The organism is Chitinophaga sp. Ak27, from assembly GCF_012726295.1.
Lineage (GTDB): Bacteria > Bacteroidota > Bacteroidia > Chitinophagales > Chitinophagaceae > Chitinophaga.
On the sequence record NZ_JABAOB010000009.1, the window covers coordinates 59,226 to 76,664 of the forward strand.

The 17,439-nt window shown below is 47.4% G+C and carries 8 protein-coding genes; all 8 read left to right on the forward strand.

Annotated elements, in window-relative coordinates; all coding sequences use genetic code 11:
• Positions 1-103: 103 nt before the first annotated feature.
• The 8 genes from HGH90_RS25690 to HGH90_RS25725 all read left to right on the forward strand — a co-directional run bounded on the left by HGH90_RS25690 (position 104) and on the right by HGH90_RS25725 (position 17,406).
• Positions 104-2,098, forward strand: coding sequence for a family 43 glycosylhydrolase (locus HGH90_RS25690; RefSeq protein WP_169192195.1), 1,995 nt, complete (start codon positions 104-106; stop codon positions 2,096-2,098).
• A gap of 105 nt (positions 2,099-2,203) precedes the next feature.
• Complete coding sequence (locus HGH90_RS25695) at positions 2,204-4,114, forward strand: alpha/beta hydrolase-fold protein (RefSeq protein ID WP_169192196.1); 1,911 nt, start codon at positions 2,204-2,206, stop codon at positions 4,112-4,114.
• Positions 4,115-4,530: 416 nt separating this feature from the next.
• Complete coding sequence (locus HGH90_RS25700) at positions 4,531-7,668, forward strand: SusC/RagA family TonB-linked outer membrane protein (protein WP_211092878.1); 3,138 nt, start codon at positions 4,531-4,533, stop codon at positions 7,666-7,668.
• Between the two features lie 11 nt (positions 7,669-7,679).
• Positions 7,680-9,557, forward strand: a complete 1,878-nt coding sequence (locus tag HGH90_RS25705; protein WP_169192197.1) for a RagB/SusD family nutrient uptake outer membrane protein — start codon at positions 7,680-7,682, stop codon at positions 9,555-9,557.
• A 55-nt stretch (positions 9,558-9,612) separates the two neighbouring features.
• On the forward strand, positions 9,613-12,423 hold the full coding sequence (locus HGH90_RS25710) for a SusC/RagA family TonB-linked outer membrane protein (RefSeq protein WP_211172681.1): 2,811 nt from the start codon (positions 9,613-9,615) through the stop codon (positions 12,421-12,423).
• A gap of 33 nt (positions 12,424-12,456) precedes the next feature.
• Entirely contained in the window at positions 12,457-14,226 is a 1,770-nt protein-coding gene (locus HGH90_RS25715; RefSeq protein WP_169192199.1) for a RagB/SusD family nutrient uptake outer membrane protein, read from the forward strand.
• A gap of 53 nt (positions 14,227-14,279) precedes the next feature.
• Positions 14,280-15,230 (forward strand): DUF5627 domain-containing protein, encoded by a 951-nt coding sequence (locus HGH90_RS25720; RefSeq protein ID WP_169192200.1) that lies wholly within the window; start codon positions 14,280-14,282, stop codon positions 15,228-15,230.
• Between the two features lie 28 nt (positions 15,231-15,258).
• Positions 15,259-17,406, forward strand: coding sequence for an endo-1,4-beta-xylanase (locus HGH90_RS25725; protein ID WP_168762625.1), 2,148 nt, complete (start codon positions 15,259-15,261; stop codon positions 17,404-17,406).
• Positions 17,407-17,439 lie beyond the last annotated feature (33 nt).

Below are 17,439 nucleotides of genomic sequence, written 5' to 3' on the forward strand. Positions count from 1 at the left end.
GTATATGGCCGCGGCAGAACATTTTTACTCCTCATTTCAACATTTGTGGCAGTTGGTTGAGTGGAAGGCTGATTACTTTGCATGCACAAAAAATATTTGCCAGATGTTTTTAAGAGTATTGATTCTTGTCGTTGCAGGTTTCACTTTGACGATACAAAACGGGCTTGCCCAGCAAAGTAGCGCTGCGTCATCATTTAATTCATCGCCGGAAGAGGAAGCGGCGGCTGCCCATTTTTATACCTCGGTTGCTACTTATGTGAACCCGGTTTTGCCTGGCGACCACCCAGATCCTACGTTGTTGAAGGTAGGAAACGATTTTTATCATTGTGGCTCTTCTTTCCATTTTAATCCCTATCTCCCCATTTATCATTCTACCGACCTGGTACATTGGAAAGTGATTGGCCGTGTATTGTCACCGGCAAGTACCAATATAGTAACAGACCGCCCTGGTGCTGGCGTTTGGCAGGGGGCCATCACTTATTTTTATGGCGTTTATTGGATTTATTTTTCCTCACACGGCCAATGGTTTTCGAAGGCGTCATCTCCGGCAGGGCCATGGTCTGCTCCCACACAGGTAAAGGAGAATGCACAGACGGGACCACTCGGCTATGACAACTCCATTTTTGTAGATGATGATGGTAAGCCTTATATGGTGATAAAAAACGGGCAAAAGGTAAACAGGCTGCAGGCACTCGGACAGGATGGACAGCTCACCGACTCGGTGATCAACCTGGATTGGGTGAATGCGAAATTGCAGTACAGCTGGGCAGAAGGACCGGTAATGTGTAAGCGGAATGGCTACTATTATTATTTTCCTGCCGGTGACGTATCGGGCGGCCAGTATGTTTTGCGAACAAAGGAGTTAACAGCCGATTCCTCCAAATGGGAACGGCTGGGCGATTTTTTCCAACCTATTACAGACCCCAACAACAGGTTCCCGCGTCCCAATCATATTGCTGCGCCCGTACGGCTGGCAGATGGTACCTGGTGGACCATCGGGCAGAGTTATGAAAAGCATGGTAATGATGACTGGTCTGGTATGGGACGGCAAACATCACTTTACCGGGTATTGTGGGAAGGCGACCGCCCCTGGGGAGCAGCACCGGTTAGTAGCCCTGTACTGAAGCCAGCACTGGATAATAATAACACCCCCTGGCGCAGTGTATATACAGATCGTTTTGACACCGACAGCCTGGGCCCCTGGTGGCATTTTCTAACAAAACCTGCAGCCGCAGCGTATTCGTTGTCGCAACGCAAAGGATGGATCCGCTTATCCCCGGATACAGGGCGAATACACCTGCTGCAAAAGGAAACAGATCATTATTATGCTGCCGTCACGCAGTTGCAGATGAGTAACAGTAATGCCGAAGCGCAGGGAGGTATCTATCTTACTAATGGGAAGCAGAGCGTGGTGGCCCGCCTTTATTATACTTCCGGGAAAAATCCACGTATTGTATTTCAATTAGATACCGCCCTGAGAGAATTGCCTTACCCCAACAGGAAAGATGTTTGGCTAAAACTGCAAAGGGTTGAACACCTGTTAACCGGCTTCTATAGTACAGATGGTAAAAGCTGGCAACAGGTGGGCGCGCCGGTGAGTGCCGTGCCCATCGACAAAGCGCAACCCGATTTTAACAGCTGGGTGGGCACCAGTATCGGGCTGTTTGCAGAAAGAGGCCCGGTTGACTTCCACTTTTTTGTTTGTAAAGATGGATTCTCTCCACTGCCGGCTATAGGAAGCAACAATTATTATGGTATCAGCAAAATAAAACGAGGGGAGGGTATGGGCGTTAGTAATACTTCCGTACACGGTGGATGGCTGATGATATCAGGAGTGGATTTTGGAGCTGCCGGCGAAGCAAAGACAGTCGAAATAGCGGGCCATGCTACCCAGGGTGGCCAGTTGGAACTGCTGACAGACGACCTGGAGAAAGGCAGGCAGATTGCAGTGGTGCAGGTGAAGCCTGGTGGGCGCCTCTTGCACACTGCCAGTTTGAGCCCGGTATCTGGTCAACATGATCTTTTTATCCGGTTCCCTGGAAAAGCTCCCGGAGATATTATCATAGAAAGCGTTCGGCTCTTAAGACGAGAAAAATAGCAGGTCGCCCTGGTGGCGAGTTCCTGTAATTATATTAACTGTTTAATTGACATTTATTATTTTACAGCATAACCGGTTAACAAATTTCTATAAAAATCCCACGATATGAAAAAAACACTATTTGGTCTTTCTATTTTTCTATGGGCGGCGATACCCGCGTTTACCCAAAACGTTGTCGAACACGCAGCACCTGGTTTTGACATTCCGCATGTAACCATCCCGCATGGCAGCATTGATACGATCAGTTACAACTCCACAACAGTGGGTAATCCACGCAGGGCGTTGATTTATACCCCACCGGGATTTTCCCGGCAACATAAGTACCCGGTACTATACCTGCTGCATGGTATTGGCGGCGATGAAAAAGAATGGTTAAACGGCGGTTCTCCCCAGGTTATCCTGGATAACCTTTATGCTGAAGGAAAAATTGAACCGATGATCGTAGTGATGCCCAACGGCAGGGCCATGAAAGATGACCGGGCTACCGGTAACATCATGGCGGCGGACAAAGTACAGGCATTTGCTACTTTTGAAAAAGATTTACTAAGCGATCTTATCCCGTATGTACAAAAGAAGTATCCTGTTTACACCGACAAAGATCACCGGGCAATTGCGGGCTTATCGATGGGTGGGGGGCAGTCGCTGAATTTTGGCCTCGGCAACCTGGATAAATTTGCGTGGATAGGCGGCTTCTCATCTGCTCCCAATACAAAAACACCGGAACAGCTGGTGCCGGATCCCGCGGCAGCTAAACAGCAAATAAAGCTGCTCTGGATCTCCTGCGGCGCCAGCGATGGATTAATTACATTCAGTAAACGCACGCACGAATACCTGCAAAAGAATAATGTGCCGCATATCTATTACATTGAGCCGGGTGTGCACGATTTTAAAGTTTGGAAGAATGGATTGTATATGTTTTCCCAACTAATCTTTAAACCGGTAGATACCACTACCTTCTCAAAATATCCAGCAGGCATACCCGCGGAAACCAATGTACGCAATGCAAAATATCCACAGATACAGGCCGATCACCGCGTAATTTTCCAGGTTAAGGCGCCGGAAGCCCGGACGGTGCAGGTGGACCTGGGCCGCAAATACGATATGGTAAAAGACGCCAGTGGTTTATGGACTGCAACAACAGATTCCATAGGGGAAGGCTTTCACTACTATTCATTGCTGATAGATGGTGTGGCTGTTGCCGATCCCGCCAGCGAAACTTTTTATGGCATGGGCAGAATGGCAGCCGGTATTGAAATTCCCGGCGCCAACTATTATGCATTAAAAGATGTGCCGCACGGAGATATCCGTACCCGGAAATATTTCTCTAAGGTTACTGGCTCATGGCGCCAGCTATATATCTATACCCCGCCTGGCTACGATGAAAGCATAGGCAGAAAATATCCTGTGCTCTATATTTTGCACGGTGGCGGAGAAAATGAAACCGGCTGGGCCAGGCAAGGTAAAGCCGACCTGATCATGGATAATCTGATTGCTTCAAAAAAAGCCGAACCCATGTTGATCGTGATGCCGGACGCTAATGTAGGCGGTATGGCCTTCGACGAAGCTCCGTTGAAAACATTCGAGTCAGAGCTGAAGGAGGTTATTATTCCCCTGGTAGAAAAGCAATTTCACGTTGAAACCGATGCAAGCAAAAGGGCATTGGCCGGTTTATCTATGGGAGGCATTCACACGCTTTACACTGGTATTAAAAACACGGAACTGTTTTCCTACCTGGGAGTATTTAGCTCAGGTTGGCTGCAACCCAGGCAAAGTAGCATTGCGGAAGCGCAGTATGATTTTATGAAGGCCAATGCAACCACTATTAACAACCATCTGAAAGTGCTGTGGATTTCAATGGGAGGAAAGGAGGACATTGCATTTAAGAACTGCCAGCTCATGCTGGCAAAGTTGGATGAACTAAAGATCAGGTATGCCTATAGTGAATACCCGGGTGGTCATACCTGGCCGGTATGGAGGAATAACTTATTCAACTTCGCACAGCAGCTTTTTAAATAAATGCCCTGCTGTTTATTAACAAGGCTGTTAAACGCCGGAAGATAAGGGGTTTGCAGCCTTTTTAGACATTATTGCTATCCTTTTGGAGATTAGTGCCATTGATATATACTTCCCTATTGTAGATTCGATTCATGTTTTTTGTTCCAATATCTTGTCACCCTTCTTCAATTATTACGTTATGAAAAAATGCGCTACTTAAAACGCTCAATGATTACTTATGAAATTTCAATGCGTCTGGGTCACCACGTCCCGTTACAACCACTTTCAGTTTCATCCTTAACCAGGTAGTATCAGCATCGCTATAGCGATACTTTCTTTTTATCGCATTGTGATTGTTTATGCCGGTATTCCGGCGCGATGGCCTTTTACAGGCTGTCAGCACCCTTATTGCCCTAACATTAAATTTTTTGAATTCCATGTTTAAAATGATTCTTTCGCAGATGTCATGGAAATGGCTGGTAATGACGGCGTTTATACTGTCGGCATTACCCGGTTATTTGCCGTTACAGGCCCAGGACGCAGGTCTCGTCCGGGGTGTAGTGCTGGATGAAAAAAAGACGCCCATCCCGGGTATAACAGTACTGGTAAAAGATACGAAGGTAAGTACCAGTACAGATGGGGATGGTAAGTTCGCCATTCATGTTCCGCCCGGCAAACAGGTACTTGTTTTTAGTTACATAGGAAAAGTATCACAGGAAGTAAATATCCAGAACAGATCTGATATAGCCGTTGTCATGAAAGACAAGGTGGTCGGCCTGGAGGATGTCATAGTAGTGGGTTATGGCCGGCAGAAACAGGCAAGCGTAGTAGCAGCAGTTTCACAAACTACCGGCAAGGTCCTCGAACGGGCGGGCGGCGTGTCAAATATTGGCGCCGCTCTCACCGGGAATGTACCGGGTTTGATTACCGCCCAAAGTACAGGCTTGCCCGGCGAAGAAGACCCCCAGCTGCTTATACGGGGTCTTAGTACCTGGAATAACAGTAACCCGCTGATCCTGGTGGATGGTGTGGAGCGTCCTATGACTAGTGTAGACATCGGGTCTGTAGAAACGGTGACAGTTTTAAAGGATGCTTCCGCAACAGCAGTATTTGGCTCTCGCGGCGCCAATGGCGTTATCCTCATCACCACCAAAAGAGGAAAAACAGGTAAAGCCTCGATCCGTGCTACCGTAAACACGATTATGAAAGCGCCGTCTAAATTGCCCGGCAAAGCAGATTCATATGACGCGCTGCGTACCGTAAATGAAGCTATCGAGTACGAGCTGGCGCTAAAGCCGGAAAGCTGGAACAACTATTATCCGCAAGCCATTTTAGATAAATACCGGCATCCGGCTAACCTGGAGGAAGCAGAACGCTACCCAAACGTGGACTGGGAAAAAGCCCTGTTCAAGAATTATGCAATGTCGCAAAATGCCAACGTAAATATCAGTGGGGGAACACATTTTGTCAAATACTTCACCAGTGCAGATTTCCTGCATGAAGGCGACCTTTTCCGAATTTATGACAATAAGCGGGGATATAAACCAGGTTTCGGCTTTAACCGGTTAAATGCACGGTCTAACCTCGACTTTCAATTAACGCCGTCTACACTCTTTAAAGTAAACCTCGCCGGTTCGTATGGAGTACGGAAAAGTCCATGGGGATTTTCAGGAAACCAATACGGGTCCTGGATTGATGCTTATACCACCGCACCGGATGTATTTCTGCCGGTGTACGCCGATGGTTCCTGGGGATATTATGCGCCGAATGAAGGAAGAGCTGAAAATTCGGCCAGGAACCTCGCAGTAGGCGGTATTCAATACCAGACAACTACACGCATCACCACCGACTTTACGGTGGAGCAAAACCTCGATATGCTGCTTAAGGGGCTGAAGTTTAATGGCACGCTCTCCATGGACAATACTTTCGTGGAAAGCAACAGGGGAGTCAATGACCTTTACAATGATGTGCAACGCAAATGGATTGATCCTGCCACAGGAAATGTGTATTACAAAAGTGCCTTTGATGGCGTTACCAATTTCGATTTCCAGGAAGGGGTAAAATGGACGCCGGCAGGGGGAGCTGTAACGGACAACCAACGCCGTTTATTTTACCAGTTACAACTGAACTATGCCAAAACAATTGCAGACAAGCACAGTGTAACCGCCATGGGGCTCCTGAACCGCAATGTAACTGCCGCCGGCAGTATGATACCCTCATACCGGGAGGATTGGGTGTTTCGTACTACTTATACCTACAATGATAAGTATACGTTCGAGTACAATGGCGCTTATAACGGTTCGGAGAAATTTGCTCCCAACTACCGGTTTGCATTCTTCTCTTCTGGTGGCGTGAACTGGATCGTATCCAATGAAAATTTTATGAAGAATATCAGGTTCCTGGATTTGTTGAAGTTCCGCGCTTCGTACGGACAAACAGGATTCGATAACGTAGCGGGCCGCTTTCTATACCTCACCGAATGGGCATATGGCGGACAGGCACGGCTGGGCACTACCGGCGAAGGGGCGGAACAAAGCCCGTTTACCTGGTATCGGGAAGCTACAGTAGGTAATCCAAACGTACAATGGGAACAGGCAGAAAAGATCAACGTAGGTACCGACTTCGAATTATTCAAAGGATTCATAAAAGGTAAGGCAGATTTCTTCCAGGATAAGCGCTCTAAAATATTGTTAGCAAACAGGTCCTCTGTACCTTCTTATTACGGTACCACCCCGCCGGTGGCCAACCTGGGCCGGGTTACCTCTCACGGGTATGAACTGGAGCTACACTTCAACTACCAGGCTTCTAAACAAACCAGGATTTGGTCTGACCTGAATATGACCCATACAAAAAACAAAATCATTGAAGCAGATAACCCGGCATTGTTACCTGCCTATCAAAAATCCGAAGGTATGCAAATTGGCCAGGCTTATTCCTATGTGAGCCAGGGATATTATAATACCTGGGACGAGCTGTATGGAAGCACCATGCACAATACCAACGACAATCAGAAATTGCCTGGCAACTACTATCTCGTAGATTATAACGGAGACGGCGTCATTGACGCGCGGGATAATATTCCTTATGGTCATAGCGGATGGCCCACTAATACTTACAATGCCACTTTCGGGATAGACTGGAAAGGGCTAAGTGCGTTTGTACAATTCTATGGCGCCAATAATGTTACCCGCCAGGTAGTTTTTAATAGCTTATCCTCTCAGGGGCATACCGTTTATAATGAAGGCAGCTACTGGTCGAAGGACAATACCAGTGCAGACGTGCCTATGCCCCGCTGGTTGTCAACACCGGCCGGCTATTACCGGGGTACACAATATATGTTTGATGGCTCCTACCTGCGATTGAAGAACGCTGAAATTGCCTATACATTCAATACAGGATTTATAAAACGTATAGGGCTCGAATCACTGAGAGTTTATCTCAACGGCAACAACCTGGCCGCGTGGAGCAAGATGCCAGACGACCGCGAGTCCAACTTCGCCGGTACCGGTTGGGCCTCGCAGGGAGCTTACCCTACAGTGAAGCGCTATAATCTGGGCGCCAATTTTACCTTCTAAATATGCACGTTATGAATAAATATATAAAATCATTGCTGGCAACCGCCGGAGTAGCTACCGTACTTGGACTGGCATCCTGCAAAAAATTTCTCGATAGAGAACCGCAATCTATTGTTTCGGCCGACAACGCCTTTAATACCTTTATCGGTTTTCAAGGGTATACTGAAGAGCTCTATCATTGTATACCAGATTTTACCAACGCTTACTGGACAAATTCCTGGAATTGGGGTGAAGATGAAATTCAATCGACTGCGCGTGATTTTCATTTCATTATAAAAATAGACAATGGTGATTTTTGGGGCTGGCAATCAGAATTCGATGGCTGGCAGGCCGGTTGGATGGACAGAAACAACACCAGTACCAACGACGACCGAATGGCAAAATCATTATGGAAGCTGGGGTGGTATGGTATCCGTAAAGCCAATATGGGCCTCGAAAACCTCAATAAACTCACCGATGCCACCCAGGAAGAAAAAGATTTGATCAAAGGTCAGCTGTTGTTTTTCAGAGGTTGGTTTCATTTTATGTTCATTCAGTATTTCGGCGGCCTGCCCTATATCGATAAAGTACTTCCGGGCGATCAGAAGCTAACATTGCCCCGGCTGAAGTATAACGAATGCGCAGATAAAGCAGCTGCAGATTTCAGTGAAGCGGCAAAACTGCTGCCGGTAAACTGGGACAATACTACTGCTGGAAAAAGGACGCTGGGAAAAAACCAGTTACGCATTAATAAGATCATGGCGTTGGGTTATCTAGGGAAAAACTACTTGTGGGCCGGAAGTCCGCTGATGAATTACGTATCTACCGGCAGCAAAACCTACAACACCACCTACTGCCAGAAGGCGGCGGAAGCTTTCGGTGAGCTGTTGCAACGCTGCGAGTCGGGCGACGCTCCTTATAGCCTCGTGGATTTTTCAAAGTACTATACTAATTTCTATAGCGCCGGCCAAAACTGGCTAATGCCAGGAAGTACAGAAGCTATTTTTCGCGGTCCTTACTATGGTGCACATGGTTCTACCTATGGCACCGCCAAACAGTATGGCTCTGCTTTACTGACAGGGGAAACCATCACCTTTGCGCCTACTGCTAACTACGTAGATTATTATGGCATGGCTAATGGGCTGCCCATCAAAAACATTACACAGGCAGATCCGGAATCGGGCTACGATCCAGCATACCCCTGGAAAGGAAGAGATCCCCGTTTTTATAATGACATTATTTTCGATGGCGTGAAATGTGTGCAAGGCGCCACCACAGACGAAAAAAACCGCTACGCGAATCTTTTCACCGGTGGCAGTTACCGCGATGTTAGCAGCGCCAGCCGCACCGGTTATTTGCTCCACAAGTTTGTTCCAATGACTGCCAATAGATTTGACAACGGCTGGAGCTATGATAAAGCGCTTAACATACACCTGCCTTACATGCGCCTGGCAGACGTGTATCTGATGTATGCAGAAGCAGCGGCGGAAGGTTATGGAACCCCTGCCGGTAAATCCGGCAATTATACCAAAACCGCATTAGACGCCATAAATGTAATCCGCGACCGGGCTGGCGCAGGACATGTGGCCGCGCGCTTTACCGGGGCACTGGATGACTTTATGGGCGAGGTGCGGCGCGAAAGAGCGGTGGAGCTATCTTTTGAAGGTCATCGCTTTAATGATCTGAGAAGATGGATGTTGCTGATACATAGCCCGTATACCCTGAAAAAATCTGTTGAGTTTGACCGGTCGCCGGCATTCAGTACTACTGATCCCACGAATAATAAGGTACTCAACTTACGTGAAGCGGTCATCCTGGAACGCAAGTATTCAGAGAAACATTATTGGTTACCGCTGAAAAACGCCGATGCCAATATGTACCTGGAGTTCCCACAAAACCCTGGATGGTAAAACGTGCTATTGCTGCATGTATCGTTTACGCTAATTTCAAAAATTCATGAATCAGATGAAAGCTTTAATAGCCGCAATAGCATTAACTGGCCTCATGCCAGCGGTGCAGGCACAGGATACTACAGGCATTACGATATCAAATGTTCCTGACAACAATACAGCGCAGGTGGCATTCCGCAAGGTGGATAAGAAAGATCTGTTGGGTGGTATTGCTGTAGTAGATATATCCTCGCAAATGCCCCGGAACTATATGAATTATAGCCTCGAAAATATGGAAAGTTGGGCCAGTGGTTTTAACGGAAATAGTATGTGGGGGCTGGGTAGTTACCTGCTTGTCATTGACGGGGTTCCCCGCGACGCTACCAATGTATTGCCCACCGAGATAGAACAGATCTCTTTTCTCAAAGGGGTCAATGCCGTGGCATTATACGGTAGCCGGGCCGCGAAAGGGGTGGTATATATTACGACCAAGAGAGGGAACGCCGGTAAGCAGCGGATAGATGTAAGAGCAAATACCGGGATCAACGTTCCTAAGGCATATCCCGCCTACCTGGGATCGGCGGAGTATATGACGCTCTATAATGAAGCCCGCCGTAATGACGGACTCGCGGAACTATATAGTCCTGAGACTATTTACCAGTACGCTTCCGGTAAAAATAAATACCGGTATCCCGATGTAGATTATTATGCAGATGAATATCTTAAAAAGTTCTTTAGCCGGTACGATGTAACGGCGGAAATATCCGGTGGAAATAATAAGGCACGCTATTATACCAATATTGGTTACCAGGCTTCCGGATCGCTGCTCAACTTTGGAGAGGCACGGCAAAATGGAAAATCCGACCGCTTCAACCTGCGTGGCAATGTAGACGTTAACCTGAGCGATTATATTTCCTGTAACGTAGATGCCAGCGCTATTTTTTATACCGGCAGAGGGGTAAATACTGATTACTGGGCAAATGCGGCCACCTTACGTCCTTATCGTTTTGCACCGCTTATTCCTATAGACAGGATAGAGGCAGATGATGAGGCGTCTAATGTACTGGTAAAAAACAGCAATCATATTATTGATGGAAAGTATTTACTGGGAGGTACCCAACTGGATCAAACCAATCCCTTTGCAGCCATCTATGCCGGTGGTAACAACCGGTATATAAGCCGGCAGTTTCAATTTAATACCGGTGTGAATGCAGATCTGAGAAATTTGCTGAAAGGCCTTTCCTTTCATGCTACGTTTGCAGTTGATTATAATACTTCTTACAACCTGGCTTACAATAATAGCTATGCTGTGTATGCGCCTGTGTGGAATACGTATTCGGGGCAGGACTTAATCAGCAGCCTTACCCAATACGGGAAGGATGCTACTTCGGGGGTGCAGAATGTGAGCAATAGCTGGTATCGTCAAACCATTGCGGCTACCGGTCAGTTTAATTACCTCAATACCATTCGCGACAAGCATCATCTTTCTGCTGTTTTATTGGTGAATGGTTTCCAGCAATCAGAGTCGGCGGTGTATCATCGTACCAGCAACGCTAACCTGGGGTTGCAGTTAGGCTATAATTTTAAAAATACCTATTATTTTGACTTTAGCAGCGCTATGGTCCATAGCGCGAAACTGCCGGAAGGGAACCGGAATGCCTTTTCACCGACCGTATCGCTGGGATGGCGGCTGAGCAATGCTCCTTTCCTGCGTGAGGTTTCCGTTATCGATGAGCTGCGGCTGACAGCATCTGCCGGTATACTGCATACCGACCTTGATATTGCCTCGTATTATCTGTATCAGGGGGTATATACCACACAGGGAAGCTGGTTTGGCTGGAAAGATGGTACAGGCGTACAGGCTACTGAATCGCGCCGGGGCGCTAATCCAGACATGCGCTTTCCGCAAAGAAAAGAAATCAGCATTGGCCTGGATGGTTCCTTCTTTCATCAGTTAATTAAGCTGGAAGGTAATGTCTTCGTTAATAAAACTACCGGCAACATCATCCAGCCAGATGTGCTTTATCCTTCCTATTTCACCACCGGATTCCCGTCATCGTCTTTCATTCCATATATCAATTATAACGACGACAAACGGGTGGGATTCGACTTCAACCTTAGCTTCCAGCGTAAGGTGCGGGAGGTGAGTTATAGTGTCGGACTGGTAGGCAGCTATTATAAAACAACCGCTACAAAACGTGCCGAACGGTATGCCGACAACTATCAATATCGCCAGGGCAAACCGTTGGATGCCATATGGGGATTGCAAAGCCAGGGATTTTTCCATGATGCGGATGACATTAAAAATTCGCCGGCTCAGACTTTTGGCCAGGTAAAACCTGGTGATATTAAGTATAAAGATCAAAATGGAGATGGCGTCATTGATGCGCGCGACGAAGTGTACCTGGGCCGTGCCGGCTGGTTTGGCTCTCCGCTTACATTGGGGATTAACCTGAGTGCCAAATGGAGGAATTTTTCCTTTTTTGCGTTGGGGGTAGGACGCTTTGGCGCTTATGGTATGAAGAATAACTCCTGGTTTTGGGTAGATGGAGAAGATAAATATTCTGCGGTGGTAAGAGACCGCTGGACGCCTGAAACAGCGCAAACGGCCAAATACCCGCGTCTGACCACGTTTGCCAGCGACAACAATTTCCGCAGCTCAGACTTCTGGCTATATAAAACCAACCGTATAGACCTGGCGAAAGTACAGGTTTCTTATGATATGAGCGGGTGGCTGGGCAGGAAAAAAGTGTTGAAGGAAATGGGCGTGTACATCAGCGGTTTTAACCTGCTAACGGTGTCGGCAGAACGCAAAACAATGGAAATGAATGTGGGCAGCGCTCCACAAACACGCTTATATAACCTTGGTATAAAAGGATTGTTTTAATCTTTTTCAGTAGCATAACTAAGTTCCCGTTTTATGAAAAGAAATATTATCCTTTTGCTGGCCTGCCTCTCGCTGCTGGCCAGCTGTAAAGATCTGCTGGTACCGGATATTGAAAATAACCGGGACCTGAACGCAAATAAATATCCACCCAATGATGCGGCGCTGCCATTTGGCATATTGCTGAATGGTTATAACCGGATCCCCACTAATTCCTGGTCATTTAATGATGTAGCCACCGACGACGCAGTAACGAATGATCAGAGTAATGGTTTCCTGAAAATGGCAAATGGACAGTGGACCGCAAATAACAACCCGTTGAGCCAGTGGACGAATGCATATGCGGCCATCCAGTATCTAAATATCATATTACGTGATGTAGATACCGTGCACTGGGTGTCAGACCCCATCGTAAGTAAGTTGTTTGCAATGCGGATAAAGGGGGAAGCGGCTGGTTTGCGCGCCCTTTTCTATTATCACTTGCTGCAGGCGCATGGCGGCATGTCTGAAAGTGGCGCTGTGCTCGGAGTGCCGATCATCACCGAAGTGCAGGGGCCTACTGCCGATTTCAATAAGCCCCGGGCTACTTTTGAGGCCTGTATGAAGCAAATTTATACTGATCTGTCAATGGCAGATCAGTTGCTTCCACTGGACTACGAAAATATTGGCAGCGCGGCGCTCATTCCTGCCAAATATGGCGCTACCAGCGTGGAACAGTATAACCGCGCCTTTGGTGCCGCTTTCCGTGGATTTCTTACAGGACGTGTTGCAAAGGCGATTCGCTCAAAAGCGGCATTGCTCGCTGCCAGTCCGGCCTTTAGCACCGGCAATACCACCACCTGGGCCGATGCTGCCGACTATGCAGGAGAAGTACTTGCACTGAAAGGAGGGATAAGCGCATTGGCCGCCAACGGCCTTACCTGGTACGCCAATGCCGCTGAAATTGCAGGACTGGCCGACGGTGCCAACCCCGCAGAAATACTTTGGAGGAATAATTATGGCGACAACCGCGACCTGGAGCAAGCCAATTACCCGCCGGGATTATTTGGTAACGGACGTATCAACCCCACACAGAACCTGGTAGATGCTTTCCCTATGGCCAATGGAATGCCTATTGGCAGCGCAGGCAGCGGCTACGACGCCACCAACCCCTATACAAACAGGGATCCAAGGCTGCGTATGTTTATCCTGGTAAATGGCGGTACCGCCGGCCCCAATAATACAGTGATCAAAACAGCCGCAGATGGTGGCACCAATGATGGGCTTAACATAGTAGAAACATCCACCAGGACCGGATACTACCTGCGTAAACTGTTGCGACAGGATGTGAATCTGAATCCTAATTCCGCCAACAATCAGCGCCATTACAAACCCCATATCCGGTATACCGAAATTTTTCTCAACTACGCCGAAGCCGCAAATGAAGCCTGGGGCCCGTTAGGAGCCGGTAAATATGCATTCTCTGCCTATGATGTAATAAAGGCTATTCGCAAAAGGGCAGGTATAGGTACTACTAACGGCGACGCCTGGCTGGAAGCAGCGAAAGGTAATAAAGAGCAAATGAGGGATCTTATCAGGAATGAACGGCGGATAGAATTATGCTTTGAAGGATTCCGCTTCTGGGATCTGCGCCGCTGGAAGGTTAATCTTAGTGAAACAGCCCGCGGGGTAAGTATAAAAAATAATGTCCCTGCCGTGATGAATGTGGAAGACCGCCAGTTTCAGCCATTTATGACTTATGGCCCTATCCCTTATGGAGAGATACTGAAGTTTGGCGCCCTGGAGCAAAACAAAGGCTGGCGCTAATAATAGCCACGTGTAGCGATCATTTTTTAATTGATTTTTTGAAAACAGCAAAGATGAAAAAAATTCTGATACCCGCAATGCTACTGCTACTCGCAGCATGCAATAAGGAGGCAACATTTCCCGACTACGCCTATCAAACGGTATATTTCGCTTATCAATATCCCGTTCGTACCATCACTTTCGGAGAAGATATCTTCAGTACAGAGCTGGATAACCAGCGAAAATGTAAAATAATGGCTACAACAGGCGGCGTTTATTCCAGTAAAAAGACCCTGAATATCGGCATCGCTGTAGATAATTCCCTGCTGGGAAGCGGGTTGTTGTTTGGCACCGGTAAAGATGAAATCTTACCTATGCCGGCTAATTATTATTCACTGGCAGACAATAAGATCGTCATCCCCCAAGGGAGCCTGGCAGGAGGCGTGGAGGTACAATTAACCGACGCCTTTTTTAATGACCCCAAGGCCATCAAAAATACTTATGTAATTCCATTGCGTATTACAGATAAGTCTGGCGCCGATTCCATCCTCAGCGGGAAAAATTTTATCCTCTATGCCATCAAATACGTGAATGAATGGCATGGCAACTACCTGAGAAGAGGCAAAGATGTAATGTCAGGAGGCGTAAACCAAACAGTAACGCGGCATGCAGAGTATGTGGAGAAAGACGAAGTGAACAAATTAAGCACCAGGTCGATGAAAGAGTTGGAATTTCCTGTGGTATACAAGGACAAAGATGGTAATAACATCAGCTGCACTTTACTGCTCACCTTCCATGATGGCGAAAAATGTACCATCTCTTCAGCTACTGCCAACGTTAGCGCTACCGGCGAAGGGCAATTTGTAAAAAGAGGAGAAAAGAACAGCTGGGGAAGCAAGGACCGGGATGCGCTGTATCTCCAATACCAGGTTGTATTTCCCGGCATGCAGGCGGCTACAACAGATACGCTGGTGCTTAGAGACCGGTCTGTGACCATGGAAACATTTACCCCGGTGAGTAAATAATTTATTATCCGACATTAAAGTAATTGGTATGAATCCACTTCATAAAATAGCAGCCGGTTTCCTGGTATTTGTTACGATAACTTCCTGTAATAAATATCAGAAGCTGGACTTTAACGTAGATAAGCCGGAAAGCGTGGCTGTACAGGAGGACATAGATGCCTACCCGGCACTTAAAAGTTATATTAACCGCGCTTCGCAGCCAGGGTTTAAGTGGGGAGTAGCGCTTGGTTTGCAGGAATACCTGGATAAAGGCGTGAAGTACCGGCTGGTCAACCGGAACTTCGATGAAATTGTTTTGGGCTATGAAATGAAACATGGCGCCGTCGTGCAGTCAGATGGAAGCCTGGATCTGGCAAAGGTAAAGTCGTTGTTGCAAACAGCAGGACAGGCAGGGATGCAGGTGTACGGCCATACCCTGATGTGGCATGCCAATCAGAATGCCAGCTACCTGAAGGGACTGATCGCGCCATTGCTGGTCACTTCTCCTGCATATCCCAATAGTTTAAATGCTACCGGGCTAAGGGACAATAGTTTTGCAAACTGGACCAAGCTCAATGCCGGTAATGGTATTTCAGTGATCACCGGAACAGGTATGGGAACGGGCAATAACGCTGTGGAGCTAAAAGCCAGCGGAGCTGCTACAGACTTGCAGCTCGTTACGCCGGAGATACCCATCAATAAGGCCCACAAGTATGAAGTGGTGATGTATATCCGGTCTAATGAGGCAGGAGAAGGAAGGATATCGTTCGAAGGATTAACTAATAATTCGCCATTGGTAGACTGGACAAAGTCAGGAACACCTACCGCTACCTTTACCACTGGCATCTCATGGAAAGAAATCCGCTTTACCATCAATGATTTTGCTGCTGACAATATTAAGCTGCATTTCGATTTGAAAAATAAAGCGGGCGTATCGTATTATATCGATATCAATAATTTGTATGTATACGATACGCAAGGCGCCCCTGTAATCAACAACCTGGTGGCTAACGGCGATTTTGAATCCGGTGGTGGCTGGGGCGGCTGGGGAGGTGGCTCTACCCGTGGCGTGACCGCCGATGGCATGGGCGTAGGAAATAAAGGCAAAGCCTTTTATGTTACGAATCCGGCTAAATCGGCTAATTACTGGGATGTACAAACCAGCTATGACTTTGCGGCGCCTTTGGAAAACGGCGCTACTTACGAATTGAGCTTTTGGGTGAAGGGGACCGCAGCAGGAGTTATTCGCCCGGAATTGCAGAGTGCTAACTATTCCTCTAACGGATACGGGCAAGTGCAGGTGACACAGGATTGGCAGCTGGTAACGGTTTCTACTACAGCTACTGCAAGTGATAGAACCCGGCTCGTTTTCAGTTATGGCGAATTTGCCGGCACCGTTTATATCGACGACGTAGTACTGAAAAACGCGAAAGCAACGGGGGGAAGTACAACAGTGGTGGAGAAAACAGCTGCAGAAAAAAAATATATCCTCACCGAAGCACTGGATAAGTGGATGAGCGGCATGGTCGGTGCTGGTAAATCCGTGGTAAAAGCCTGGGATGTAGTAAATGAACCGATGGATGATGGCAAACCGTATGAATTAAAAACAGGGGTGGGAAAAACGAACATGGCATCCGATGAATTTTACTGGCAGGATTACCTGGGTAAAGACTATGCTGTAACCGCTTTTAAAATGGCCCGTCAATATGGCAATGCCACGGATATCCATTTTATCAATGATTATAACCTGGAGTTTAACCTGGATAAATGCCGTGGCCTGATTGCTTATGTCAATTACATCGAAAGCCAGGGTGCCAAAGTAGATGGCATTGGAACCCAGATGCACATTGATATTAATGCCAGTAAAGAAAACATTGCAGCGATGTTTAAACTGCTGGCAGCTACCGGGAAGGTGATTAAGGTGTCCGAACTGGATATGGGCGTTGGGGTGAAAACAACCGCCGCTACGGCCGAACATTACCAGGCCCAGGCCGATATGTATAAGTATGTTATCGATAAATATTTTGAGCTCATTCCCGCTAAACAGCGCTACGGTATTACCATCTGGAGCCCTGTCGACAGTCCGGCCGGTTCCGGCTGGCGTCCCGGCGAACCGGTAGGACTATGGACCGAAGGTTATGTGCGGAAGCTTGCTTACGCCGCCATTGCTAAGGCGCTGGAAGCTAATGCAAAATAACACGAACAACTGCTGAAAGCCCAATAGCAGCCC

Bases quoted from the DNA above. Each gene is read 5' to 3' on its own strand.
- HGH90_RS25705 (WP_169192197.1), top strand. From the start codon at position 7,680: ATGAATAAATATATAAAATCATTGCTGGCAACCGCCGGAGTAGCTACC.
- HGH90_RS25720 (WP_169192200.1), top strand. From the start codon at position 14,280: ATGAAAAAAATTCTGATACCCGCAATGCTACTGCTACTCGCAGCATGC.
- HGH90_RS25690 (WP_169192195.1), top strand. From the start codon at position 104: ATGTTTTTAAGAGTATTGATTCTTGTCGTTGCAGGTTTCACTTTGACG.
- HGH90_RS25710 (WP_211172681.1), top strand. From the start codon at position 9,613: ATGAAAGCTTTAATAGCCGCAATAGCATTAACTGGCCTCATGCCAGCG.
- HGH90_RS25695 (WP_169192196.1), top strand. From the start codon at position 2,204: ATGAAAAAAACACTATTTGGTCTTTCTATTTTTCTATGGGCGGCGATA.
- HGH90_RS25715 (WP_169192199.1), top strand. From the start codon at position 12,457: ATGAAAAGAAATATTATCCTTTTGCTGGCCTGCCTCTCGCTGCTGGCC.
- HGH90_RS25700 (WP_211092878.1), top strand. From the start codon at position 4,531: ATGTTTAAAATGATTCTTTCGCAGATGTCATGGAAATGGCTGGTAATG.
- HGH90_RS25725 (WP_168762625.1), top strand. From the start codon at position 15,259: ATGAATCCACTTCATAAAATAGCAGCCGGTTTCCTGGTATTTGTTACG.